At 58.6% G+C, this 23,961-nt stretch carries 17 protein-coding genes; 3 read left to right on the top strand and 14 right to left on the bottom strand.

Annotation, left to right across the window (positions count from 1 at the left end; translation table 11 throughout):
- Positions 1 to 47: 47 nt before the first annotated feature.
- From recJ to F560_RS0103975, 5 genes are all read right to left on the bottom strand, one after another.
- Complete coding sequence (gene recJ / locus F560_RS22425) at positions 48 to 2,534, bottom strand: single-stranded-DNA-specific exonuclease RecJ (RefSeq protein ID WP_019004421.1); 2,487 nt, start codon at positions 2,532 to 2,534, stop codon at positions 48 to 50.
- A 118-nt stretch (positions 2,535 to 2,652) separates the two neighbouring features.
- Positions 2,653 to 3,597, bottom strand: a complete 945-nt coding sequence (locus F560_RS0103985) for a cation diffusion facilitator family transporter (protein WP_019004420.1) — start codon at positions 3,595 to 3,597, stop codon at positions 2,653 to 2,655.
- 33 nt (positions 3,598 to 3,630) lie between these two features.
- Complete coding sequence (secF, locus tag F560_RS24480) at positions 3,631 to 4,539, bottom strand: protein translocase subunit SecF (protein ID WP_019004419.1); 909 nt, start codon at positions 4,537 to 4,539, stop codon at positions 3,631 to 3,633.
- Positions 4,529 to 5,797, bottom strand: a complete 1,269-nt coding sequence (gene secD / locus F560_RS24475; protein ID WP_019004418.1) for a protein translocase subunit SecD — start codon at positions 5,795 to 5,797, stop codon at positions 4,529 to 4,531. Before secD ends, secF begins: the two co-directional genes overlap by 11 nt.
- Before the next feature lie 177 nt (positions 5,798 to 5,974).
- A complete protein-coding gene (locus tag F560_RS0103975; protein ID WP_019004417.1) occupies positions 5,975 to 6,241 on the bottom strand; it encodes a post-transcriptional regulator in 267 nt (88 codons plus the stop codon).
- A 192-nt stretch (positions 6,242 to 6,433) separates the two neighbouring features.
- Here F560_RS0103975 and spoVB point away from each other — a divergent pair, with 192 nt between their 5' ends.
- Positions 6,434 to 8,026 carry a stage V sporulation protein B gene (spoVB, locus tag F560_RS0103970; protein WP_019004416.1) on the top strand — a complete coding sequence of 531 codons (1,593 nt, stop codon included), beginning with the start codon at positions 6,434 to 6,436 and terminating at the stop codon, positions 8,024 to 8,026.
- Here the strand turns inward: spoVB and F560_RS0103965 are convergent.
- Positions 8,023 to 8,730 carry a DUF421 domain-containing protein gene (locus tag F560_RS0103965; RefSeq protein WP_019004415.1) on the bottom strand — a complete coding sequence of 236 codons (708 nt, stop codon included), beginning with the start codon at positions 8,728 to 8,730 and terminating at the stop codon, positions 8,023 to 8,025. The two genes, spoVB and F560_RS0103965, sit on opposite strands and share 4 nt — an antisense overlap.
- A 149-nt stretch (positions 8,731 to 8,879) precedes the next feature.
- Here F560_RS0103965 and F560_RS0103960 point away from each other — a divergent pair, with 149 nt between their 5' ends.
- Both F560_RS0103960 and F560_RS0103955 read left to right on the top strand, forming a co-directional pair.
- A complete protein-coding gene (locus F560_RS0103960) occupies positions 8,880 to 9,290 on the top strand; it encodes a TIGR04086 family membrane protein (RefSeq protein WP_019004414.1) in 411 nt (136 codons plus the stop codon).
- Between the two features lie 83 nt (positions 9,291 to 9,373).
- Positions 9,374 to 10,222: a phosphatase PAP2 family protein gene (locus tag F560_RS0103955; protein WP_019004413.1), complete on the top strand. Its 849-nt coding sequence runs from the start codon at positions 9,374 to 9,376 to the stop codon at positions 10,220 to 10,222.
- A 92-nt stretch (positions 10,223 to 10,314) separates the two neighbouring features.
- On the opposite strand, the gene yajC is transcribed toward F560_RS0103955, so the two are convergent.
- From yajC to F560_RS0103910, 8 genes are all read right to left on the bottom strand, one after another.
- Positions 10,315 to 10,638 carry a preprotein translocase subunit YajC gene (gene yajC / locus F560_RS0103950; protein WP_019004412.1) on the bottom strand — a complete coding sequence of 108 codons (324 nt, stop codon included), beginning with the start codon at positions 10,636 to 10,638 and terminating at the stop codon, positions 10,315 to 10,317.
- Positions 10,639 to 10,656: 18 nt separating this feature from the next.
- Positions 10,657 to 11,793 carry a tRNA guanosine(34) transglycosylase Tgt gene (tgt, locus tag F560_RS0103945; RefSeq protein ID WP_019004411.1) on the bottom strand — a complete coding sequence of 379 codons (1,137 nt, stop codon included), beginning with the start codon at positions 11,791 to 11,793 and terminating at the stop codon, positions 10,657 to 10,659.
- 32 nt (positions 11,794 to 11,825) lie between these two features.
- Positions 11,826 to 12,875, bottom strand: coding sequence for a tRNA preQ1(34) S-adenosylmethionine ribosyltransferase-isomerase QueA (queA, locus tag F560_RS0103940; RefSeq protein WP_019004410.1), 1,050 nt, complete (start codon positions 12,873 to 12,875; stop codon positions 11,826 to 11,828).
- A complete protein-coding gene (locus F560_RS0103935; RefSeq protein WP_169449886.1) occupies positions 12,872 to 14,989 on the bottom strand; it encodes a SpoIID/LytB domain-containing protein in 2,118 nt (705 codons plus the stop codon). Before F560_RS0103935 ends, queA begins: the two co-directional genes overlap by 4 nt.
- Positions 14,990 to 15,379: 390 nt before the next feature.
- A complete protein-coding gene (gene ruvB, locus F560_RS0103930) occupies positions 15,380 to 16,387 on the bottom strand; it encodes a Holliday junction branch migration DNA helicase RuvB (protein ID WP_019004408.1) in 1,008 nt (335 codons plus the stop codon).
- A gap of 26 nt (positions 16,388 to 16,413) precedes the next feature.
- On the bottom strand, positions 16,414 to 17,040 hold the full coding sequence (ruvA, locus tag F560_RS0103925) for a Holliday junction branch migration protein RuvA (protein WP_019004407.1): 627 nt from the start codon (positions 17,038 to 17,040) through the stop codon (positions 16,414 to 16,416).
- Positions 17,037 to 17,540 (bottom strand): crossover junction endodeoxyribonuclease RuvC, encoded by a 504-nt coding sequence (gene ruvC, locus F560_RS0103920; RefSeq protein ID WP_019004406.1) that lies wholly within the window; start codon positions 17,538 to 17,540, stop codon positions 17,037 to 17,039. The genes ruvA and ruvC overlap by 4 nt, the downstream gene beginning before the upstream one ends.
- Before the next feature lie 471 nt (positions 17,541 to 18,011).
- Complete coding sequence (locus F560_RS0103910) at positions 18,012 to 23,429, bottom strand: glycoside hydrolase family 78 protein (RefSeq protein ID WP_019004404.1); 5,418 nt, start codon at positions 23,427 to 23,429, stop codon at positions 18,012 to 18,014.
- Between the last annotated feature and the right edge of the window lie 532 nt (positions 23,430 to 23,961).

The following is a 23,961-nucleotide window of genomic DNA, read 5'->3' as shown; positions in this document are numbered from 1 at the left end:
CATTTTCGCTCTATGAATGCATTATACACGGGAAGAAGGCGACAACGCTATGTCCGGATTTCGGCCAAATGGCGAAGCCGTTCCGCAAGCGCCCGCGAATCCAGCGACGCCAAGGCCGAAAGCTCCGCCCGTTCCTTCTCTTTCCGGTAGCGTGCGGACTGATCCAGCTCCCGGCGCGGCGGGGAAGGGATAACGGCGACGCTTGCACGGTCGACGGTCAAAAAGCCGAGCTCGGCGAACACGTCCTGCATCATCCGCACGACCGACAGCGGCAAGCCGACCTTATCGGCAACCTCGCGGAGAAAGCCGTCCGGCGCGTCGATCCACGTTCCCTGCCGGCGAAAAAGGGTATAAACCTGCCCGAACTGCTGCCGGTCCGGAAAGGCCGGTCTTCGGCCTGCCGCCTCCGTATCCGGCGAAGGCGCGAACACGTGAATCGCCTCCGGCTGAAGCCCGGCCGACAGCAGATGCCGCAGCGCTTCGGCGTCTTCCAGATTCCGGGGCAGCCCCGCAAGCACGAGCGAGACGCCTTCAAGCAGGCCCAGGCGGCCGGCACGAAGGAAGGACTCGACGGCTGCGGCCGTTTCCGCTGCGGCCGTTTCCGCCGCGGCCTCCCCCTCTGCGGCGGCAAGGCCCGCCGCCGCCTCCGCAAGCGGACGGTCGCCGTAAAGCGCGACGACGGCCTCCGCCGCTTCGAGCTCTTCCGCCGCCAGCAGCTCGTTCCGCACTTGCCCGGACGAGCAGAGAACAAGCCAGCGGCCCCCTTCCCGGATCAGCTTGCAGACGGATTGCCGCCAATGGCGGTCGCTCCGGCGATCATATACCGGCAGCGCATCGAATCGCCAGTCCTGCAGCATGAGCTGCACCCGGCTGCGGCCGTTCCACTCGTTGATCGACAGCTCCCCGAGCAAATCGACCGAAGCGCCCTGCGCAAGCATGCCGGCCGCCTCGCCCATGCCGAACCCGACGGTTTCGATCCGCCGTCCTTCGGCTTCGGCCACCAGCCTCAGATGCTTTCCTTCCTTGCCGATTCCGCGAACCTCCGCGACCGTGACGCTTCGAAGCGCAAGACGCGGCGCGGGATTGCCGTTTCCGAACGGCTCGAACCGCTTGAGCGCCTCCGCCGCCTCCAGCGTCAGCTCCGACGCCTGGCAGACGAGATCGGCTTTTTTCTTCGGCGTCCAATCCTCCGGACGGAGCCACTCCCCGGCCAGGCGGGACAGTTCCCGCTCCAGATCGGGCACATGGTCGCGGCGGATCGAAAGTCCCGCCGCCGCCTGATGCCCGCCGTAATGCTCCATCCACTGCGCGCACTCCGTTAAAGCGGCAAACAAGTCGAATCCGTCGATGGAGCGCGCCGAGCCTTTGCACAGCCCGGTCGCCGCGTCCACCGCCAGGATGACCGCCGGACGATAGTGCCGCTCCACCATCTTCGCCGCGACAAGTCCGGCGATCCCGGCGTTCCAGCCTTCTCCCGCAAGCACGATAACCTCCGGCGGCGTCTCTGCGCTGCGTTCCACCCGCTCCTGCCACATACGTTCGGCCTCAAGGACCGTCTCATCGACCAGCTGCTGGCGCTCGGCGTTCAATTCGTCCAGCCGCGCGGCAAGCTCCGCCGCTTCCGCTTCGTCGTCCGTCACCAGAAGGCGGACCGCGCCGTCCGCCCGTTCCAGCCGTCCGCCCGCGTTGAGGCGCGGCGCCAGCCCGAAGGCGATCCGGCCGCTCGTCAGCTGCCCCGGCTCGATCCCGCTTACCGCCGCCAGGGCCCGGATGCCCGGCGCCGGCCGTTCGTTCATCCGGCTTAGCCCGAGGCGGACCAGGGCGCGGTTTTCTCCGGTCAGCGGCATCAGATCGGCGACCGTGCCGATCGCCGCGACGTCCGCAAGCTCCGGTTCCATCCGCCCGAGCAGCGCATGCGCCAGCTTGAAGGCGACTCCCGCGCCGGACAGCCCTTTGAACGGATAGGGGCAATCTTGCTGCTTCGGATTCACCAGCGCCGCCGCTTCCGGCAGAACCGCCGGAGGCTCGTGGTGATCGGTCACGACCACATCGATGCCTTTGCTTCGGGCATAGGCGATCTGTTCGACCGCGCTGATGCCGTTGTCGACCGTCACGATCAGCGTGACGCCGTCTTCCGCCGCCCGGTCGATCGCGGCCAGGTTCAAGCCGTAGCCCTCCTGGCTCCGATGCGGAATATATGTATCGAACACGGCGTTTAGGCGCTTTAAGAGCCGGATCATCAGCGCCGTCGAAGTGACGCCGTCCGCATCGTAGTCTCCGTACACGCGCATCCGCTCCCCGCTTTGCAGCGCCTGCCGGATTCGCTCGACGGCTTTATCCATGTCTTTCATCGCGAACGGATCGTGAAACCCGTCATCCCCTTCGCCCAGGAACGCCGCCGCCGCTTCCGGCGTCGCAAAACCCCGGGACACCAGCAGGCGGGCGGCAAGCTTCGGCAGCTTCAGCTCGCGCGCAAGCTCCGCGGCTTTCGCCTCGTCTGTCTCCCCCAATTCCCAGCGGTACTTCCGTTTCATGGCCCAACGCGTCCTCCCAACAGCAACACCGCCGAGTCCGTGCAACCGATGCGACGCAAGACGCGTCATCACTCGGATGCTGTACCGGCTTTCGGCGGTGTTTGCCCATGCGTGTCATTTATTGCATCAGAATCGGCATCTCTTCTTCGTGATGATTGGATTTGTACGGATAGCCCGGATCGAACGGCTCCACCTGGATGCAGGCGTCGGCGACGTGCAAAAAACGCTTGGTCAGATGCCTGCGCACCCTCATCGCGATATCGTGTCCCTCGAACACCGTGATGCGGGGATTGACCCGAATGACGGCTTCGACAACGACGTAATGGCCGCTTTCGCGCGCCTTAAGCTGGTCCACGGTTACGACGCCTTCCACCCGCTGAATCGCCTCCAGCAAGGCCTGGTAGTCCAATTCGCCCAGCGCGCTTGCGGCGGAAGGCCGGGTGACCGCGAGCACCGTCTGGCAGCCCATGCGGATGACAAAAACCGAAATGACAAGGCCCGCCGCCGGGTCGAGCACGTACAGGACGGGCATGTTCAGCAGATCGCCGGCCATGGCTCCGGCCGTCCCGACGATCGCCGTCAGCGAGGAGAAAATGTCGGAACGGTGTTCTCCGCCTGTCCGCTCCGCCCGAATGCCCAGCTTCGATTCGTGGCTTTTTTTGTACCGGATAAGAGCTTCCCGTACGGCGATACCCGCAACGATGACCGCCACCGCGCTCCAGCCCGGCGGTTCGGTGACGCCTCCGACCATGGAGCGAAGAGAAGCGAGACCGGCCTCGAGACCGGCCACAAGCAGCAGCGCGGACAAAATGACGCCCGCAAGCGTCTCCGAAGAGGATCGTCCGCCGGCGGAATCGTACCGGGAAGGGCGCCTGCCGCTGCGGTAAGCCATGCAGGAAAGCGCGGCGCCGGAGAAATCCGCGGCGCTATGGCATGCGTCCGCAATCAGCGCTTTGCTTCCCGTCAGGTAACCGGCCGTTCCTTTTGCAATCGTAAGTCCGAAGAGTCCCAGCATCGAAACGATTGTCCCGTGTTCGGCAGCCTGCGGCCGCAACTTCGCCATATGATGAGCCTTCCCCCTTTTCAAGCCGAAGCGTTACGGAGCGTTTTGAACTTTGGCGGGCTTCTTCGGCTTGGCGTTCCGGCGCAGCAAGTACCAAAGCGGACTCGCAATGAAAATGGAAGAATAGGCGCCGCTGATTAAGCCGAAAATCATCGCAAGCGAGAACATTTTGATCGATTCGCTGCCGAAAATGAACAAGCAGATGGCGGCGAAAGCGACGGTCAGCACGGTATTGATCGAACGGGTCAACGTTTGGCTGACGCTCGTGTTGACGACGTTCGCGAGATCGTCGTGGGTCTTGATCTTGGCAAAGCGCAGATTCTCGCGGATGCGGTCGAAGATGACGACCGTATCGTTGATCGAATACCCGATAACGGTAAGCACCGCCAAAATAAACGGCAGGTTCACCTCAAGCCGGAATACCGAGAACAGCGTGATGACAAAAAAGGCGTCGTACAACAGCGCCACGATTGCCGCAACGGCGAACCGCCATTCGAACCGGATCGTGACGTAGAGCAAAATGCCGACGCTGGCGACCAGGATGCCGATCAGCGCGTTGGTCTCCTGTTCTCTGGCGATATCCACGTCGACGATATTGATCTCAAAGGACGCCTTGTCGTCGATTTTGCTGTGGAAATCCGCCTGCAGCTTCTGCTGCTGCGCTTCGTCGAGCACGGCTTCAAAGCGGATCGAAAGCCGGCCGTCGCCGGCCGTCAGCGTATACTGGCCGAACCCCTCGGAATCGAGGAGGCTTTTCACTTCGTCTGCATTGTATGCTTTCGTCAGCACGACGTCAACCGAAGAGCCCGATTTAAAGTCGATGCCGTAATTAAGCCCGACCAGAAAGAGTGACACGATCCCGATCAAGGTCGTTACGATCGATCCGATGAAAAAGGCTTTGCTCTTGCGGACGAAATCGAAGTTTTTGAAATTATAGCGCACGGATTTCACTCTCCTTTACGCCATAATAAGACGGCTTGTTGAAACGTCCGCTGTGGACGAGCAGATGCAGCAGGAACCGCGGCAGGAACAGGTTGGTGGCGATGTTGATGATGATGCTCCACAGCTGCACGACCGCAAAGCCTTTGACCGCTCCTTGTCCCATATAGAAAAGGACGGCGGCGGCGATGATGTTCGTAATATGCGCGTCGATGACGGTGCGGAAGCTGTTCTTGTTGCCGGCCCGCAGCGCCGAAGCGATGCTTTTGCCGGAGCGCAGCTCGTCCTTGATCCGCTCCGCGGTAATGATGTTCGTGTCGACGGCGACGCCGATGCCGAGGATGAACGCCGCGATGCCCGGCAATGTCAATGTCGCGTCGATGAGCCAGAACACCACAAGCAGCAGCCAAACGAAAACGATGAGGCAGATGCCCGCAATGAGGCCCGGAAGCCGGTAAAAAATCAGCATGAACAGCAAAATGGCAATCGACGCGATGATGCCCGCGATAGCCGTCTCTTGCAGCGATTTCTGCCCGAGCGTCGCGCCCACGCTTTGCGTGTACTTCTCGGTCAGCTTCAGCGGCAGAGCGCCCAGATTGATGATTTCCGCCAGATCCCGGGCTTCCTGCAAGGTGCGCTGGCCGGTAATGACGGCCGTTCCGTCCGTCAACGGCTGCTGCACGACCGGATCGGAAATCAATTCGTCGTCCAGGAAAATCGCCAGTCTGCGTTCATCTTCGGTCGGCTTGTTCACGAGCCGGGTCGTAATTTCGGCAAACTTCTCCTTTTCCTTGACCTGGATGGCGATCATCGGATTGTTGAACTGGTCGAACTGGACCTTGGCCGCGCCCTCCACGAAATCGCTGCCATTCAGTTCGACCTTGCAGTAATCCGTTGGGCTGGAGCAGCCGTCCGAGCTGCGGAATTGCAGGTCCGCAGGTTTCTTCATCAGTTCCCGGACCTTGGCTTCATCCGCAATGCCGGCGATCTTGACGCGGATGCGGTTGCTTCCCTCCGTCGTGACCTCCGGTTCGGCCACGCCGTTCTTGTCGGCCCGTTTGGCCAGGCTGTGGGCGGTCTGGTTAAGGGATTCCTTCGTCACGACTCCGCCTTCCGTAAGCGGCGAAGCTTCATACAAAATTTCGAAGCCGCCCTTCAGGTCGAGCCCCAGCTTCGTCGATTTCAGCAGCCCTGGGCTTGTCCAAGCGATCGCCCCGAAGCAGACGGCAACGACGAATACAAATGCGAGCAATCGTTTCATTATGTGCCGGCGTCCCCCTTCAATCTCAATGTTCCTATTATACCTATCCGCGAAAATGGAAGTCAATTTGTCGAAAATCGCGAAATCCGCGCCTAAAAAACGAAAGCAACCGGACGTTTTTTCCGTTCGGCTGCCATCCGTTCAAACGCCGCAAGCGCTGAAACGTCCGTACCCGCTTCAGCGAAGCTCGCCGCGGTAAATGCGCATCGTAATAAAATTCATATATTGCGTCGCCCGAAGCGACAAAATGTCGCTGACGACCTGATGCAGCGCGGGCGTACCATGCTTGCGGTATTTGTCGCTGACGCATTCCCATATATCCTTCGCTTCGACCTGGTCGTATCCGAGAAATCGGAATTCCTCCGCTTTGCTCTCGCACAACGGCTTGACGACTGCTTCCCAATCCGGCGTTTTCATTTCCTCATCCGAATCTCTAGCGGCCATGTCGTCTTCCTCCTTTTTTGCGCAGCGTCCGGGATATCGGTCTGTTTTATTTCGCCTTCCGTCCGCCCAACTCCTGCCGAACCCGGCAATTGGCCAAAATCAATTTTCGGTTCGGACAGGCGCATGTCATGAAGGGGGACAACTCCCGCATAAGCATGTACTATATCCCGGGGCTTCTGAAGAGGTGGAGCGATGTCAAAACGCAAACAGACGTTTATCCAAGGCGCCATGATCTTGCTCGCAGCAGGACTGCTCAACCGAATGCTCGGCTTTATCCCCCGGATCGCGCTCCCCCGAATTATCGGCGCCGAGGGGGTCGGCCTGACCCAGCTTGTGTTTCCGTTCATGATGGTGTTGCTTACGGTCATTACCGGAGGATTGCCGCTGGCCGTCGCCAAGATGGTCGCGGAAGCCGACTCGCAAGGAAAAACCGGGCAAGTGCGGCGGATTGTCGCCATCGCCATGACCGTCGCCGTTGCGCTGAGTCTGGCCGCAGCGGCGGCATGCCTGGCGCTGTCGGACTGGATCTCGACCGAAATGATGACCGATCCGCGCGTCCGCACCGCCCTGCTCGTCATGATCCCGATTTTGCCGCTCGTAGCGGCCTCTTCCGTATGGCGGGGGTATTTTCAAGGAAAACAAAACATGCTGCCTACGGCGATCGCTTCGACGACGGAAACCGTCGTTCGCATCATCTTAACGCTGCTGCTTGCGTATCTGCTGCTTCCCTTCGGGCTGGAGGCGGCGGCGGCCGGAGCGATGGGCGGCATGGCCGCCGGCGAACTGGCCGGCCTGCTGGTGCTTGCGTTTAAGCTGCGCGGGGAACGAAAGGACGACCCGGCTCCCGCTTCCGGCATGCCGGACGATTCGCTCCCATTGCTGCCCGCGGCCTCGGGCAAGCGCAAGGAACGGGCGCTCTTCAATCGGCTGCTCGGCATTGCCGTGCCGGTTACCGCAAGCCGTATGATCGGGTCGCTGTCTTACTTGCTGGAGTCGATATTGACGACGCGGGCGCTCGTGGCCGCGGGCCTGGCCACAGCGGCGGCAACCGCGCAATACGGAGCGCTTCAGGGCATGGTCATCCCGCTGCTGACATTGCCGGGCGCCCTCACCTACTCGCTTGCCGTCTCGCTTGTTCCGGCGCTGTCCGAAGCCGCCGCCCGGGGAGATTGGAACGGCATTCAATTGCGGCTTCACCAGGCGGTCCGGCTTGCTATCGTGACGGGCGCTCCCTTCGTCGCCTTGCTCGGGCTGTTCGCCAATCCGATCTGCTCGATCCTGTATAACGACGATTCCATGGCCGATATGCTGCGCTGGCTCGCTCCGGTCGCCGTGTTTTTGTACATGCAGGCTCCGCTGCAGGCGGCGCTGCAGGCGCTGAACCGGCCGGGCACCGCGCTTCTCAATACGTTTATCGGCGCCGCCGTCAAGCTGATCCTGATCGTCGAACTGGCCGCCATGCCCGAATTCGGCGTCAAGGGAGCCGTGCTGGCGATCTCGGCCAACATGGCGCTCGTTACGCTGCTCCATTGGATTAGCGTCGCCCGGCTGACCGGCTTCCGGCTCATTCCGCTCGATTTTCTGAAAGTGCTTGCCGCGATGACGGTGATGGGGGCAGGCGCCATGTGGGTGTGGAATCTGCGCCCTGCGCCGTGGGATACGGTCAACCTGGCCGCCGCCTTCGCCTGCTCGGCGTGCCTCTACCTGCTTTTATTGATTCTGCTCGGCCTGATCGACAGGCATGACGCAGCGCGGGTGCCGTATATCGGCCGGCTGTTCCGTTAGTCGGATTTGCGGCCGACGAACAGCTTGCCGTTATGGTCGATGCTGCATAAAAACACTTCGTCAAAGGAGCGGATTCCCTTCGCGCGAAGCTCTTTTTTCAGCCAAAAACGGGTTTTGTCCAGCTTCTCGAGATTTTCGTCCATCACTTTGCCGTCCATAATCAGGGTAATCGGCAACAGCTCAAACCGGATTTTGGAGAGTGCGTCTTCTTCGCTCGGCCGGGTTTCGGAAGCGTTAAGGCTGCCGGAGGCCGGCTTGTCCTTGGGGAGAACGGAGAGCTTGCCGTCCGATTCCAGCACGGCCAGTTCGACATCCGCTACGCTATCCAGCTTGTTTTCCCTCAATTGCGTCATCAGGTCGTCCAAATTGTAGCGTTGTTTTTTCATTTCGCCGACGTTCAGGCGGCCGCTGCGGATCAGCACGCTGGGCTTGCCGTCGAACCATGTCCGGATGCGGTGGCTTTTTAACAAGATATAAGCGAGCAGCAGTTGGATAATCACAAGAAGGACAATCGGACCGACCGTTGCCCAGAGGGAACGATCCGGACTCTCGATCGAAATGACCGCGATTTCCGCGATCATAATGGAAATGACCATATCGAAAACCGACAGCTTGCCGATTTCCCTCTTGCCCATCAGCCGCAGCATGAAAAACACGAAAACATACATGAACGCCGTTCGCAATAGGATGGTTGCCAGTTCCATTATCCGTCCTCCTATTCCGTTTGCTGATGTAGTTTCACCGGGGCTTCATCCGGTCATGCGCTTGGACGGAACGGAAAATTAGGGTACTAGCCCGGCAGCCTGGACCATAAGCTGGTACTAATCAAATTGCAATCGTAGGAGGTTATGGCATGAACCGAATTCCAAGGGTTGCCGGAGGCCGGATCGCCTCTCCCCTGATTACCGGCCTCCTCTGGTCGATTATTTGGCTTGCGGCCGGATCGCTGCTTGTCTCGCTGCTGTTGTATGCCACGAGCATGAACGAGACCGATCTCGTTCAATGGGTATTCGGCATTCACGGGATCGCTTCGCTGTGCGGCGGCTTCGCGTCCGCCCGCAAATCGGGCGAAAAGGGGTGGCGGATCGGATTTTTTACCGGACTCGTCTACACGCTGCTCGTCCTTCTGACCAGCTTCCTCGCGAACGATCTCGACTGGAGCCTGCGCATACCGATGCTGGCGGGAATTGCGGGAGCTGCGGGCGCAATCGGCGGAATGCTGGGCGTCAATACGGGCCGAAAACCGCACGTATCGAGAAAATAGCCGCATAGCGCAATGGACCCTCGAATTGTGATATACTATGACGGGACTTTTTATAACGAATGCATAAACGAGGGGATTGCCAGGTGGTCGCGTTTCATTCCATGGGGACGATTGTTCTCTATACGGCATTGGCCGTAGCCTTGCTGCTGTGGTACGGCACGGGCAGACAGCCGCTTGCGGCGGCGGGAGCCTTTGCCAAATCGCTGATCGTTCCCAGGTACTTGCTGTTTTTTCTGATGATGCTGGGGGTCTTGGTGCTGAATAAATTCGAGCTGCACCTGGAAGCGGCGCTGCCGATCCGCTATAATCTGACCCAAATGCTGACCGGCTGGGAAGGACACTGGCAAAGCCATCTCCAGGCTGCGCTCCATTCCCAACCGTTGACCTTGTTATGTGCGGTGTTCTACCTCGTGCTGTTTCAGGCGGTGATGATCGCGTCGGTGGGTATCTATACATACCGGGGCGATATCAAGCTTTATTACGCGCTCTGCATCGCCCTGGTGCTGAATTATCTCATCGCCGTGCCGTTTTTCCTGTTCATTCCGGTGGACGAAGCGTGGCATGCGTCGCCGCACATTCGGTTTTTGATGCTGGACGTGTTTCCCGGGTTCGAATCCGAGTACCGTTCCCTGTCCGGCCTGAACAACTGCTTTCCAAGCCTGCATACGTCGCTTTCGGTCACGATGGCGCTGCTTGCCTCCCGTTCCGGCATCCGTCGCTGGGCGGTGTTTTGCTGGATCCATGCCGCCGTCATCATCTTCTCCATTTTTTATCTCGGCATCCACTGGCTTAGCGATATGTCCGCAGGACTTGCGCTGGCCTGCGTATCGGTGGCTATCGGCCTGAAGGTCGCTTCGCGCGCGGATTATTCGCATGGCGGCCAAGTCCGCGTGGCCCGATCCGAAATCTCTTCCTCTTCGGCCGCCCGCTAAAACCAAACAGCCGCGCCATCATGGGCGCGCGCAACAAGAAAGCCCTCCCGAACCGTACGAACGGAATCGGGAGGGCCGCTTGTTTTTTGGGATTATTTGGATTCTTCGGAGCTTGCCTCGGCGCGAGCCGTTACATTGTTGACCGCGGAACGGTCGAACGTAAGCTTGGTTACGTCGTTCACCTTCAGGACAACCTTATCGTCGGTAAGTTCCACGATCGTGCCGTGCAGACCGCCGATCGTCGTCACCTTGTCGCCCTTCTTAAGCGCGCGCAGCATGTTGTTGCGCTCTTTCGTCTTTTTCTGTTGCGGACGAATCAGCAGGAAATAGAAAATGACGAACATCAGCACAAACGGCAGCAGCGACATCAACAAGCCGCCTCCGGCGCCGTTTGCAGTCGTATTCGATAGCCACATCGTAGCTCCCCCCTTTCGCTAAAAACCGCTTTCGTTACGGTCCATGCCGTATTTTTCGAAAAATTCGTCCCGAAAATCCTTTAGCCGATCTTCCCGGATCGCCTGCCTGATCTGCTCCATTAACGACGCAAGGAAATGCAGGTTATGAATGGTGGTCAGACGGAGGCCGAACATCTCGTCCGCCCGGATCAAATGGCGTATGTAGGCCCGGGAATAATGGCGGCAAGCGTAACAGGAGCATTCCGGGTCCAGCGGACTGAAATCGCGGGCGTACTTGGCGTTTTTGACCACGAGCCGCCCCTGGCTGGTCATGACCGTACCGTTGCGGGCGATCCGGGTCGGCAACACGCAGTCGAACATGTCGACGCCGCGCATGCTGCCTTCCACCAGACAATCCGGCGAACCTACGCCCATCAAATAACGAGGCTTGTCGGCCGGCAGCAGCGGCACCGTGACTTCCAGCATCTCGTACATCAACGGTTTCGGCTCGCCTACGCTTAGTCCACCAATAGCATACCCCGGAAAATCAAGGGAAGTCAAATCGCGGGCGCTGATTTTGCGCAAGTCGGCAAACATGCCGCCCTGAACGATCGCGAACAGCGCCTGGTCGTGAGGACGGGCATGCGCCTTCAGGCATCGTTCCGCCCACCGCGTCGTCCTTTCCATGGATTGCTTGACGTAGTCGTACTCCGCCGGGTAAGGCGCGCATTCGTCAAACGCCATCATAATATCGGGGCCGAGCGCATTTTGAATTTCCGTTGCGAGCTCGGGAGAAAGAAACAGCTTGTCCCCGTTCAAATGCGAGCGAAACTCGACGCCTTCCTCGCGGATTTTGCGCATCTCGCTCAGCGAAAACACCTGAAAGCCGCCGCTGTCCGTCAGAATCGCCCGATCCCAATTCATGAACTTGTGAAGGCCTCCCGCTTCGCGGATAAGCTCGTGTCCGGGCCGTAGGAACAGGTGGTACGTGTTGCTCAAAATGATTTGCGCGCCCAAGCTTTTCAATTCTTCGGGGCTCATGCCTTTAACGGTCGCCTGCGTGCCCACCGGCATAAAAGTCGGCGTATCGATAACCCCGTGCGGCGTATGCACGCGTCCGAGGCGGGCGCCGGTCTGGGCGCAGGTTTTGATCAATTCGTAACGGATCGCTGCCATGTGCAGGTTTTGTCCTCCTCATCGTTCCGTGCTTACGTGATGAACATCGCATCGCCGAAGCTGAAGAACCGGTATTCGCGGTCGATCGCTTCCTTGTAGGCACGCAAAATATGCTCTCTGCCGGCGAGCGCGCTCACGAGCATGACGAGCGTGGAGCGGGGCAGATGAAAGTTGGTCAGCAGCGCCGACACCAGTTTGAATTCGTAACCGGGATAAATGAAAATATCCGTCCAGCCGCTGCACGCCTCAACCGGTCCGTCCTTGAACCGCTGTCCGAGCGTTTCCAGCGTTCGCGCCGACGTCGTGCCGACGGCGACAATTCGTCCTTCGCCGCTGCGGGCGCGGTTGATCAGCTCCGCGCTTTCTTCGGTGACGTTATACCATTCGGCATGCATTTGATGCTCCTGAACGTTTTCCACCGCCACCGGCCGGAATGTGCCGAGTCCGACATGCAGCGTAATCGGGCACAGCCGAACCCCCGACTGCCGCAATTCCTCCAAAAACGCTTGCGTGAAATGCAGTCCCGCGGTCGGCGCGGCGGCCGAGCCTTCATGGCGCGCGTATACGGTCTGATAACGCTCCCGGTCTTCCAATTTTTCTTTAATATAGGGAGGAAGCGGCATCTGGCCGAGGCGGTCCAGCAGTTCGTTGAAGATTCCCTCGTATTCGAACCGAATATGGCGAGCGCCCATTTCGCCTTCGGCTTCCACGACGGCCGAAAGAAGCGGCTTCCGCCCTTGGGCGTCGGTACCGAACCACAGCCGGGTGCCTTCCCGGATTTTTTTGCCGGGCTTCACCAACGTCTCCCATGTATCGCCTTCCAGCCGCCTGAGCAGCAGCACTTCCGCCTTCGCGCCCGTGTCCGCTTTCACGCCCAAAAGCCGCGCGGGAATCACTTTCGTATCGTTCAATACGAGCGTATCCCCCGGCCGCAGATAATCTTTCAAGTCCGGGAAGGACTTGTGCTCGATGGAGCCGTCTTTCCGGTGCAAAACGAGCAGCCGGGACGAAGTTCGTTCCTTAAGTGGCGTTTGCGCAATCAATCGTTCGGGCAGGTCAAAATCAAAATCGCCGACATTCATCCGTTGCCATCCTTCTCGATCTTCACATTCTTGTAGTAGTATTTCAGAATCGCCTGATAGTCATACCCTTGTTCGGCCAGCCCTTTGGCGCCCCATTGCGACATGCCCAGTCCATGACCGAAGCCTTTGCCGGTGATCACGAACTGCGGATCGGTTGTGGCCGCCCTAAGCTCGCCGCTGCCGTTCAGAATAAACAAATGGCCTTCGCCGACCGATCTGGCCGCCCCGTTGGCTCCCAGCACCTGCAGCGGTCCGGCCGCTTCGGGAAATTCCCTTCGGCTGCCGTCCCCCGAGATCACGGTGTACCGGCCGGTCTCTTCAATATCCAGCCGCGTGCTTTTCGTCCCGAGGGCCCCGCGCCAGTTGTCGGGCGCGCCGACGTCTACCGTTTTGCCGTTCGCCCGGATTTCCACCACTCGGCCGGAAGGTCCTCTTTGCGCGACTTCAAGCGTTTTGAGCGCGCCCTGAATCTTGGTCGCGCCGGTCGCCCGTTTGTTGATGGAAGCCGCCAGCTCCTCGGCGGTATAAGGCCCTTCGATCCAGCTGTAATTCGTATACTCGGGCACTTTCTTCAGAGGGACGACCAGCGTGCCATCGCCTAGCCGCTTAATCGGATCGGCGTCTTCACGCGGGCTTGGACGCAGCGCCACGCCGCTGCCGGTAACCTGAAGCAGTCCGAGGCCCGCCGCGTTTTTCCGGCCGCTGTCCGCAAGCAGGTCGCTGCGGATATAGCCGACCTCGCCGGAAGAGAGCGCCACCTTGTACCAATCCGGCTTGCCCTCCTGCGGACCGGAGTCCGGACTTTCCACGGCGCTGGCGAGAAAAGCGTTGTCCCCCCGCCACACTTCGGTCTTGTTGTCGGCCGTCATGCCTCCCGCGTTGGAAGAAAAGACCGCGTTGACGATTTTGCCGCCGTAGGTCATGACCTCGCCGGCCGTCGCCTGAACCGCCGCGATCGATTCCTTCGTTTCGGCGGAGATGCCGTTGTACGTCTGGCTTAGCGTCGTATCCACGACATGGGCGATCTGAAAGTTCATCCCGAGCGACAGCGCGTACGAACGCGCCGCCACCGCTTGCGCCTTCTGGGCTTCGGCGGGCCAGCCGGAATAGATTTCGGAGGCGACGACGGAATACAAATATTGCTCCAAATCGACCTCGTTCACGACGGCGAGGCTGCCGTTCAGAACACGGATCTCCATGCTGCCCCGGTAGGTCCGCTTGCTCCGTTCGGCGAGCAAGATGCCGCCGTCGCCGGCCGGATCCGCCCGTAAAATCGCTTTGGCGTTCTCCGCAGGGATCGCATAGAGCGTCGTTTCCTTGCCGCCGCTCGTCATGTCCTGGCGCATGACGGCATACGGCTCGCTCGCGTCGGGAGTGCGCGCCGCAAGCCCCGCCGCAACGACCGCCTGCTGCAGCTTCGTCAGCTGGCTTTGGTTGGCGGCCTGGCCGATCCTGACGACATAAACCGGCTTGCCGCCGCTCAGCTTGCGGGCGACGAAGGCGTCCAGCTTGGCGTTGCCGAACTGGACGGCGGCGTTTCGCGCTTCGAATTCGCTTGCGTAAGGTCCTGCTTCAAGCGCCAAAGGCCCGCCGACGGCAGCCGGCTCAAGGGAAGCGGCGCCGGCCGTTACGCCCGCGCTTGTCCATTTGGACAAGGCCGCCTTGGCTGCGGACTCCGAGCTGTAAGTGCCTTCCGTAACCTGGTACACCGTTTTGCCCTGCTTGCTCAGCTTTGTCACAAAAGCGGCCGAAGACGAGGCCTGCACTTTTTTTAAGACCGACATTGCGGCACTTAAATCCGCCGTCTCCAGCAGGATAGCCCGGTAGCCGTCCACGGCAAACCGGACCGCTTGACCTGCGGCAACCTCGCTGATCGGGACCGATGGCTGCGAGGCTGCCCATGACAAGGTCACCCCGCCGGCCGAAGACAGCGTAACGGCGGGAACGACCGACTTGTATTTGCTTCCGATATCCGCGAACAGCGCAACCCGGATGGTATCCGGAACATCCGCCGCGCCGAAAGCGGCGGTTGCCGGAGCAAGCGACAGCGAAGCAAGCAGCGCGCCAAGCACCGCGGTCCGCTTGAACGCGTTCCATGGCCGAAATCTCATCATGCTTTCCCTCCGTCCAAAATATTGCGGCACGGCCCGCGCGCTCCGCCTGCGGAAGACGCGGTTGCGCCGGAAAAGCCGGCAGCGGCAACGGGCGACGAGCCGATAAAAAAGCCGGCAGACCGGCCTCAAGCGCGGGCGATCGCCCTCGATGCCGATCCACCGGAGTGACGGCACTTCGCGCAACAGCCGCATGACCGCATCCGCTTTGCCGTTCATAAAAGCGGCTCAAGGGGTCGTCACGCCTTTTTGCGCGGAAAGTTGGTTTTTGGACACGGCGGAAATCGCCGGCCAGATAGGAATCGGCCCGACATCGGCGATTGCGGGCCGGCGAATTGCAAGCCGGCATCGCTTCGTAGCTTCTCAGTCCTATAGACCATGGCCAAAAACGGCTCACGCCGGCTGCTCCGGCACCGGCAGACCGAGATGCTTATAAGCGGACGGGGTAACGACCCGACCGCGGGGCGTCCGCTGCAAAAACCCGATCTGCATCAGATACGGCTCGTACACGTCTTCGATCGTTTGGCTTTCTTCGCCGATGGAAGCCGCGAGCGTATCCACGCCGACGGGCCCGCCCCGGTATTTGACGATCATCGCCTCCAGCAGCTTGTGGTCGATCGCGTCCAGCCCCATCGGGTCCACCTGGATGCGCTCGAGCGCCTCAATCGCGATTTCTTCGGTAATGATGCCGTCGCCGCGCACCTGCGCGTAATCGCGCACCCGCTTCAGCAGACGGTTGGCGATGCGCGGCGTGCCGCGGGAACGCCGGGCGATCTCGCTGGACGCTTCGCCGACGATGCCGACATTCAGCAAATCGGAAGTGCGGGAAACGATGTAGGCCAATTCCTCTTCCGTGTAATATTCGAGGCGGCTGACGACGCCGAACCGGTCGCGCAGCGGAGCCGACAGCAGGCCGGCTCGGGTCGTGGCGCCGATGAGCGTAAACTTTGGCAGATCGAGCCTGACCGAGCGCGCGCTCGGTCCTTTGCCGATAATGAAATCGAGCGCGAAATCTTCCATCGCCGGATACAGCACTTCCTCGACCGTCCGGTGAAGACGGTGGATCTCGTCGATAAACAGCACGTCGTTTTCCTGCAAATTGGTCAAAATCGCGGCAAGATCCCCGGGCCGTTCGATCGCCGGGCCGCTGGTCGTGCGAATGTTGACGCCCAGTTCGTTGGCAATGATGTTGGACAGCGTCGTCTTGCCCAAGCCCGGAGGACCGTAAAGCAGCACGTGATCCAGCGCTTCCTTGCGCATTTTCGCCGCTTCGATATAAATCTTCAAATTTTCCTTGACTTGCGACTGGCCGATATATTCCGCCAAATACCGGGGACGCAGACTAAATTCGACAGCCTGGTCTTCCATCATCAAATGAGCGGTGACAATCCGGTCTTCCACCCGTTAAGTCCCCCTCTCCCGCTCTCTTATCCCTGGAACAACTGCTGAAGCGCCTGTTTCATCAGTCCTTCCGGCGTCTCATCGCCCTTCACCTTGTCCTTCAGCGCATGCCAAGCCCGATCCAGCTCGGCATCGCGGTAGCCGAGGCCTGCGAGCGCCTCGCGGGCAATGGCCCAGGCGGAATCGCTCTCCGCCCCCGCGGCCGGTCCCGCCGCAGGAGCGCCCGCCGCAGCGGCAAAGGGCAGGCCTTCCTGGACGGCGCCCAGCTTGTCCTTCAAATCCAGAATCATTCTTTGCGCCGTCTTCTTCCCGATGCCGGGCAACTTGGTCAGAAAGCTTAAATTCTCTTGCTGTATAGCAGACGCCAGCGCCTCCGGACGGCCGGCGGACAGGACGCCGAGCGCCACCCTCGGACCGATCCCCGATACGTCCAGCAGCTTCCGGAACATCGACTGCTCCTCGCGCGTCGTAAATCCGAACAGTTGAATCGCGTCTTCCCGCACGTGATGGTGGATATAGAGCTGAATCGTCTCCTCGGTACGGCTGAGCGCGTACGGATTCGGCGTGAACACCCGGTAGCCGACATCCCGCACGTCCAATACGACATATTCCGGTTCCACATGGACAACCCGGCCCCGCAGGAAATCGATCATGAAGGCTTCACTCCGTTCATCCGTTCAGTCAGGTTCATCGAATGCGCATGGCAAATCGCCACAGCCAGCGCATCCGCCACGTCGTCCGGCTTGGGCACGGCGGAAAGCTTGAGCAGCCGCTTGACCATCTCCTGCACCTGCTGCTTCTCCGCGCCGCCGTATCCGACGACGGACTGCTTGACCTGCATCGGCGTATATTCCCCGACCGGTATGCCGCGCTGCGCCGCCGCCAGAAGAAAAACGCCCCGCGCCTGTCCGACGCTGAACGCGTTGGTCACGTTTTTGTTGAAAAACAACTTCTCTACCGCAATCGTCTGAGGCTCGTATTTATCCAGCAGGGCGCAGGACGCCTCATAGATTTGCACCAGCCTCTGTTCCGTCGGCGTGTTCGCTTCCGTCTGAATGCAGCCGTATTGAACAGGCACAAGCCGGTGGCCGATCTGGTCCACGAACCCGAACCCCATAATGGCAATGCCCGGGTCGATGCCCAATACCCGCATGAGGGTTCCCCGCTCTCTTCTCTTCGCTATGTACCGCGCAAGCCTCGGAAACGGTCTTCCCCGAAGCTTTCGCTTGTCTGATGTGCAACAATACAGGATGCAATCTTTATCCTATTCGTAGATTATAGCAAATGTGCGCAAGAATGAGAACAAAAAGCCGAACACCTTCGTCCGGCAAAAGCCAAGGCCGGCACCGAAAGATGCCGACCTTTGCGGGAAACAGGGTTGAATTCGCCGTCCGCCACGATGCACAACCACCAGGTAGTCCGTCCAGTACCCTACATCGTCATCCGCCGCGTGCTCAGCCTCCAAGGAATCCGTCCAGTAAGCGTCAAACATCCTCATCCTTATTGTCCAGATGAGGGCTGCTTAACAAAACAAGCGGTTAAAACTCTGTGATGAAAACGCTCAAATGCGAAAACGTCAAGATGGTACTTTCTATTGAAAAATGCTTGCAACTCTTAGCCTTCTCTACCTTACACGGTGCACCTGCACATAGCTGTCGACCGTATCGACGATGCGGATGGCCGCTTGCGCCGTCTTAACGACGCCGTTGCTGTACGTGACGGTGAACGTAAACGTGTAGTCCCCCTCCGGCAACTCGACAAGCGGAAACCCTGCGTCTTCGCTGCGGAGCGTTCCGTTCCAACGGGTAAGCTGCGGCGGATTGCTTCCGGCCAGTTCCTTCCTCAAACCCGAGCCCGCGTCCGCCGTTACCCTAAGCGGCTTGGTCGCGGACGCTCCCGTATCCGTCACGAGCGCCTCCAGCACGAACGCTTCCCCGGCCCAGAACCAGTTGGCCGGCCTCGGCGTTTCCGGATGCTTGGCATTGTAGTTCAGCCGGTTCGCTTCCCATTCGTCCGTATGCCGCACTTGGCCCGAAATCGTCAGCGGCCATACCCGAATGCTCTTTGACACCGTCACGGCTTCTTCTCCGTCGCTGACGTTCAACGTCATCGTCCATACGCCCGGCACATTCAAGACGGCAACCGGTCCGGTATCGGGATAAGGCGCGCTCCAGGTGTAAGCAAACGTGCGCTTCGTTCCGTCCGGCGATTCCAGCTCGTATCTCACATTCAACACATCCAGATCGGGGTCGTTCACCGCCGATTCGAACATTACGGTATCGCCTTCGAAGATCAGCTTCGGATTCCAGTCGAAATCCCCTGTAGGCGGCTTGTTCGTGTCGATGATGAAATACTTCGGCGAGCTCCAATCCGACCAGTCATAGCCGTCATAAACGCGCACCTGCACATACAGAACGACTTCTTCCGGCAAATCCGCCGAAGCCGTCCAGTTCGTCGTTCCGCCGATTCTCGCGCCGGAATCAAGCAGCACCAGCCCGCCGCTGTTCGATTTGATCACCTGTACCTGATATTGCGTCTGGGCGTCTCCGTCCGCATCGCCGTAAGTCCAAACGAATTGCGGCCGCAATAGGTCAAATTCCGTTGGGCTGCCGGGGCTTGCGCTAGCCGGGGTCGTGACGTTTGCCGCCGGTTTGCGGTTGACGACGCTTACGTTCTGCGACGTTTCCGCGTACAGTCCGTAGCTGTTGATGACGACCTGGCGAATCCGGAACGTGCCCATGCTGTTAAACGTCTTCGTCCATTGCGTGCGAGAGATGCTTTGCAGCGTCTCCGCGCCGCCAGCCGTCAGGTTCTTGATCCAGTATTGATGTTCAAGGTTCTCCCGGCCTCCGTCCTGCGGATCGCTCGCCGTCGAGTTGATCGTAAACGGCGTGCCCCGGTAGCCCGTCAGCGGCATCACGGTAAAGCCGGGATTCGGCGGCAGCACGGGAGAACCGGACACGACGAGCAGATCGGAGTCCCAATCGCTCCAGGCTCCGTACTCGTCCTTGACGGAGAGCTCGACGATGTAGCTGCCCGCCATCAGCCTCGTCGGCTTGGCATAGACGTAGGTTAACGAGTTTGCGCTGCGGTAGCGGTATTTCCGCTCGATGATCCCGCGGGTCGCCGCGTAGTTGATGCCCGTATTTTCCGTCGAGTATTGGCCGTTTGCCGGATTAAACCGGTCCGGATCGTACGATCGGTCCACATAGGCAAGCGTGAAATCCGGATTCAAAATGACATCCTGATCCGCCACCGGCCTCCGATGCACCCGTATCCTGCCCGTTACTTCGTTCGACTCTTGGCGGTAAGCGGCAAAAGCATTGTCCGGATAATGGTGCTCCGGATGCGGATCGTCTTTCGTCCGGAACGTAAACGTATATTCACCGGGCAGTCCGAACGAAGTCACCGGGCCCGGAAAGCTCTGTCCGCTGCCGCTCCATGTCCCTTGGGGCTGAAGGAACACGTTCGGGTTGTGAACGTATTTCCATGCTTCTCCAGCCGTCAGCCGGGGGTCATTCTCGGGATCGTCGAATACGACGTCATAGGTCAGCGTTTCGCCGACCAGCACGACGCCTTCAATGGAGCCTGTCCCGTTTCCGCCGGCGTAGAAGGCGGCGCTGATGAACCATACGTCCTCTTGGCCGCGGCTGATGACGCCGAACTTGCCGCCCGTCCAAGCGGTTTCGGTAACGGTTGCCTGCCAAATTTTATTGACATAGACCTCAAACGTGTTTCCGGCCGGCTTGATCATGACCTCATACGTTTTGCCGGAAACGAGCGTATACGGCCTGCTGAATACGATGCTTGCGGAACCGCCCGCCGTCTTCTTGATCCGCAATTCCCCGGCCTCGAATTCGATGCTGTAATAATTGCGGTCGTCCTGCACGCGGTACAGGTAGCCGACGCCTTTGGCGCTGACGTTGTTCGGCATAAAGTTGGCCCGAACCGTGCTGCCTTCGGGAACGTTAGCCCCGATGACGATGTCCGGCGTCGGCTCGCCGGCTTCGAACAGCTTCGGCTTCTTCAGCGAACCGCTCGTTTTCAGCAAATAAAGGTATGAGCCAACCACGTCGCCTCTGAACTCGATCAGAAAGCTCTGATCGTCGTGCGGATAAATGTAGGCCGGTATGTGCTGAAAAGCTGGCGAAGCCCCACTGGCCATGACCGCAAACGTGTCCGGATCGTACGACGCGTAGTACACCTGATACTTGCCTTGGTTATAATACATGCCAAACAGGGTCACGACTCCGTCGGAACCGATAAACATTTTATCGACGCTGCCCTGAAACAAATTGCCGAACGGATATAAGGTTTGCAGCAGCTGCCCGTCCGCATCGTACACGTAGACAACCGGAACCCATGTCGATGAAGTTTGCGTACTAATCCAGATGCGGTTCGCGGCATCCTTACCTAAAATCTCGATGTAACGTCGATAATCCGGAAGCGTAAATGTCTTCTTTGTGGCAGCCCCGGTCAACGTATGCCGCTGAATGGTAAGCAAAACTTCGTTGGATTCTCGGTATACTCCGTAACTGGTCCCCTCGGCATCATAACCCAAAAAGGTATATCGGCTCAAACTTGCATTTCCGTTCGGATTACCCAGATCAAAAACAGTCGAAAGATCGGATGACTTGAGTACATATTCGTTGCTTTTTCCTGATTGATCCCGTGCAAACGTCATTAAACGACCATGTTTGGAGGAAACGCCAAGAACTACGCCATTTAAGGGAGTGTAAGCAACCCAATTGCCGTTAAAATCATATTTGTTGTTGGCTATCCAAATGCCATCCGGAAGTCCGATGGGTTGAAGAGGTCCCCCGGCATTCAACCAGCTATACGTGATTCGATGCTTCTCTGCACCGGTGTCCCGGTCCAAAGCCAACAAGATGTACTGATAATAGTTATTCGGATCTACGATACTGAAATACACCGTCTGGTTGTGAACGAGCATCTGGCCTTCGGTATAGCCATAGTTCATTCGGCCAACGATTTCGCCTGACGCATAAGCAATGGGGTTGGGCACCGTTTTAGACCAACGCAAGCGGAACGACTTATCATAAGCGTACAGGTACCCGACAAAATTGGCATCACGGGTCAAAATATAGGTGTACTTTTCATCCTCCCGAACGGCAATGATCGATTTGCCGGAAACTTCAGCAGGCATGAGGTATGAAAAGCTGGCGTTGTTGTTCTGCAGTCCGGCAAAAGGCGCTTGATGCGGATTCTCTTCCAATCCCAGCGAGTTGCTGCTAGGATAACCCAAAGCATGATAGAAAGGAGCCTCTTTCGTTTTCGAATCCCGACTATAAAGCTGAAAGAAAGGGAATTGCACATCCAGACCGATATTGGCCAGTCTAACGCGTGTTTTGGTTTTAAGTACCCCATTGTCCAGCTTCCAGTTATCCTTATTGCCAACCGCGCCCGTTTGCAGATTGACGAAACGACCGGAGGCGTACAGGTCCGACATCAGGTACGTATACGTTTCCGGCGGATCGGTCAGGCTGCCGCTCGTCTTGACATCGATGCTGGGTGGGAGATTCTGAATATCCGCCGTTCGCTGCGCGACCGGCTGCGAATCCGAATTGCCGCATTTGCCGTAATCCTCGCAAACCGACTCCCGGAACAGGTATTTGCCGATCCGGGTTGGCTTGAACGCATAGGTGTCCATGTTCGCCGTTGAGTATGTCTGCCAGTTATCGTTATCAAAACCGTCATTGCCCGCGTCGTATTTGTATTGGAACACGCGAGAGACAATTTTGTCTCCGTCCGGACTGTAGGCGTTGCTCTTGATCGTCAGCGTGCCGAGCCGGGTTTCCTCCGGCGGCACGGTGAGCGTAACAATCGGCGGCTCGTCCGGCAGCACCGTGATGTCCTTCGTCGTAACGTCCGACCAACGGCCTTCGTCGTCCTTGACTTTGAGCGTCACCGTTTCCGTTCCAGGAACCGTGTAAACGTCTTTCTTGTTCGTCCAGACATAATCGACGATGTTCCGGCCAATCGGGCTGTACGAGCGGCTTCCGTCAATCGGAGACGGCAGCGGATGATTCTCGCGGACGACGGAAGGCGCGTCGATGACCGCAACCGGCTTCGGATCGACGACATTGAGCGTGGCCGAGGCTGTCACCTGTTCCCCATGCGTATCCGTCACGGTAATATAGACCGTGTGAGCGCCGGTCTTGTCGGCCGTAATTCCGCTGAAAGACGAGCTGGTCAGATTCAGGTTGTACTTTTCTGGCAAGCCGGCCAGCCAGTCCGTGCTCTTGGTAAAATCCCACCCGACAATCGAGACCCAGTCGCCCGGATCGGGATCGTACATTTGAGTCACCTGTAAATTGACGACATCCCCGAGATTGGCATTCGGTTTGGACCAGGCGATCTGTATGATTGGCGGATGATTTTCCTCCGGCTCCGGTTCCGGCAGCGGATCGGGAATCGTGCCGCCGCCACCGTCATCCCCTCCGCCGCCATTCGGATTCTCGTAGAAGAATGATACCCATACTTCCGGTTGTCCGTTGTACAAATTGACCGTGATCGGCGAGGTAAAGGAGTAGACGGTATCCGAGTATCCGCCCGTGTTGCTTTGATTGCGCCCGATCAAGGTTCCGTAGGCTGTATTCCCGCTGAACGTCTCGGTGACAGGTAACTTTTCGTAATAAAACGTTTGTTCCTTGACTTTGCTGAAATCGCCCGACGAGCTGGTGCGAACCATATGCCGGACATGGATGGTCCCCTGCACGTTATCCGGCGGCGGCGCTTGCTTCTCCTCGTAATAGAGAAAGAGCGTATACGTGTTAAAAGTGTTGTCATACGTGAACTTCGGCGGGTTGCCCGGAATGAGGCTGCCGCTTGGCGGGTTGTCCGTCGTTGATTTTTTATAGCCCTTGTACGTATAGTTCTCATTCGTGGGCGGGGTGACCTGGTAAGACTGCCCGGCCACCATTTTGGTTGTGGTGTTGGGAAACACCGATGCCAAGCTTTGGCCGTCCGTCGTAAAATGTTTGACAATGAGCTGCGGCTCGACCTTTATGGTAAGCAGCATGGGGAAATAATACGTTCTCCCTTCGTTGCCACTTGGTGTTTGGCTTACCTCCGGAAGTGGAGCATTTAGGAAAGAGCCCGGTTGAAGCACCAGTTTAAACGAGACGGAAGAGGTTCCTACGCCAAGTTGATCCGTCTTGATGACATGAAACCCTGTATTGGATTGGTCCTTATAGTTATTCCATTGGTCAGAGCGTGATTTTTGAAAGACTTTATTCCATTCCTGAGGATTGCTAATGTACGTTGCATTTGAGAAAGGTACAACATCGACACTCGTAATTTTTCGATTTGGGATGTCGAAACTGTAGGGGAATTCAACACCAACTGCATCCCCTCCAGGAGCGAGCGGCTGCCATTTGCCAGCGTCATTTTCCCAAATCGCATAGGAGAACATAGCAATAAAATAGAATGTATTCGGATCCCCCTGATTTCCAGACGCCTCTTTATCCGAAATCAAAGGTATGGTCCCAGCTTGTGTGTTCGGATTTCCGGTAAAAAAAAGACTGGCGATCAAGGTGATCGCCAGCAGAAGG

It is taken from the genome of Cohnella laeviribosi DSM 21336 (assembly GCF_000378425.1).
GTDB classification, from domain to species: Bacteria; Bacillota; Bacilli; order Paenibacillales; family Paenibacillaceae; genus Cohnella; species Cohnella laeviribosi.
The sequence above is the reverse complement of the archived record's forward strand: the minus strand, read 5'-3'. Positions and strand labels throughout refer to the sequence as shown.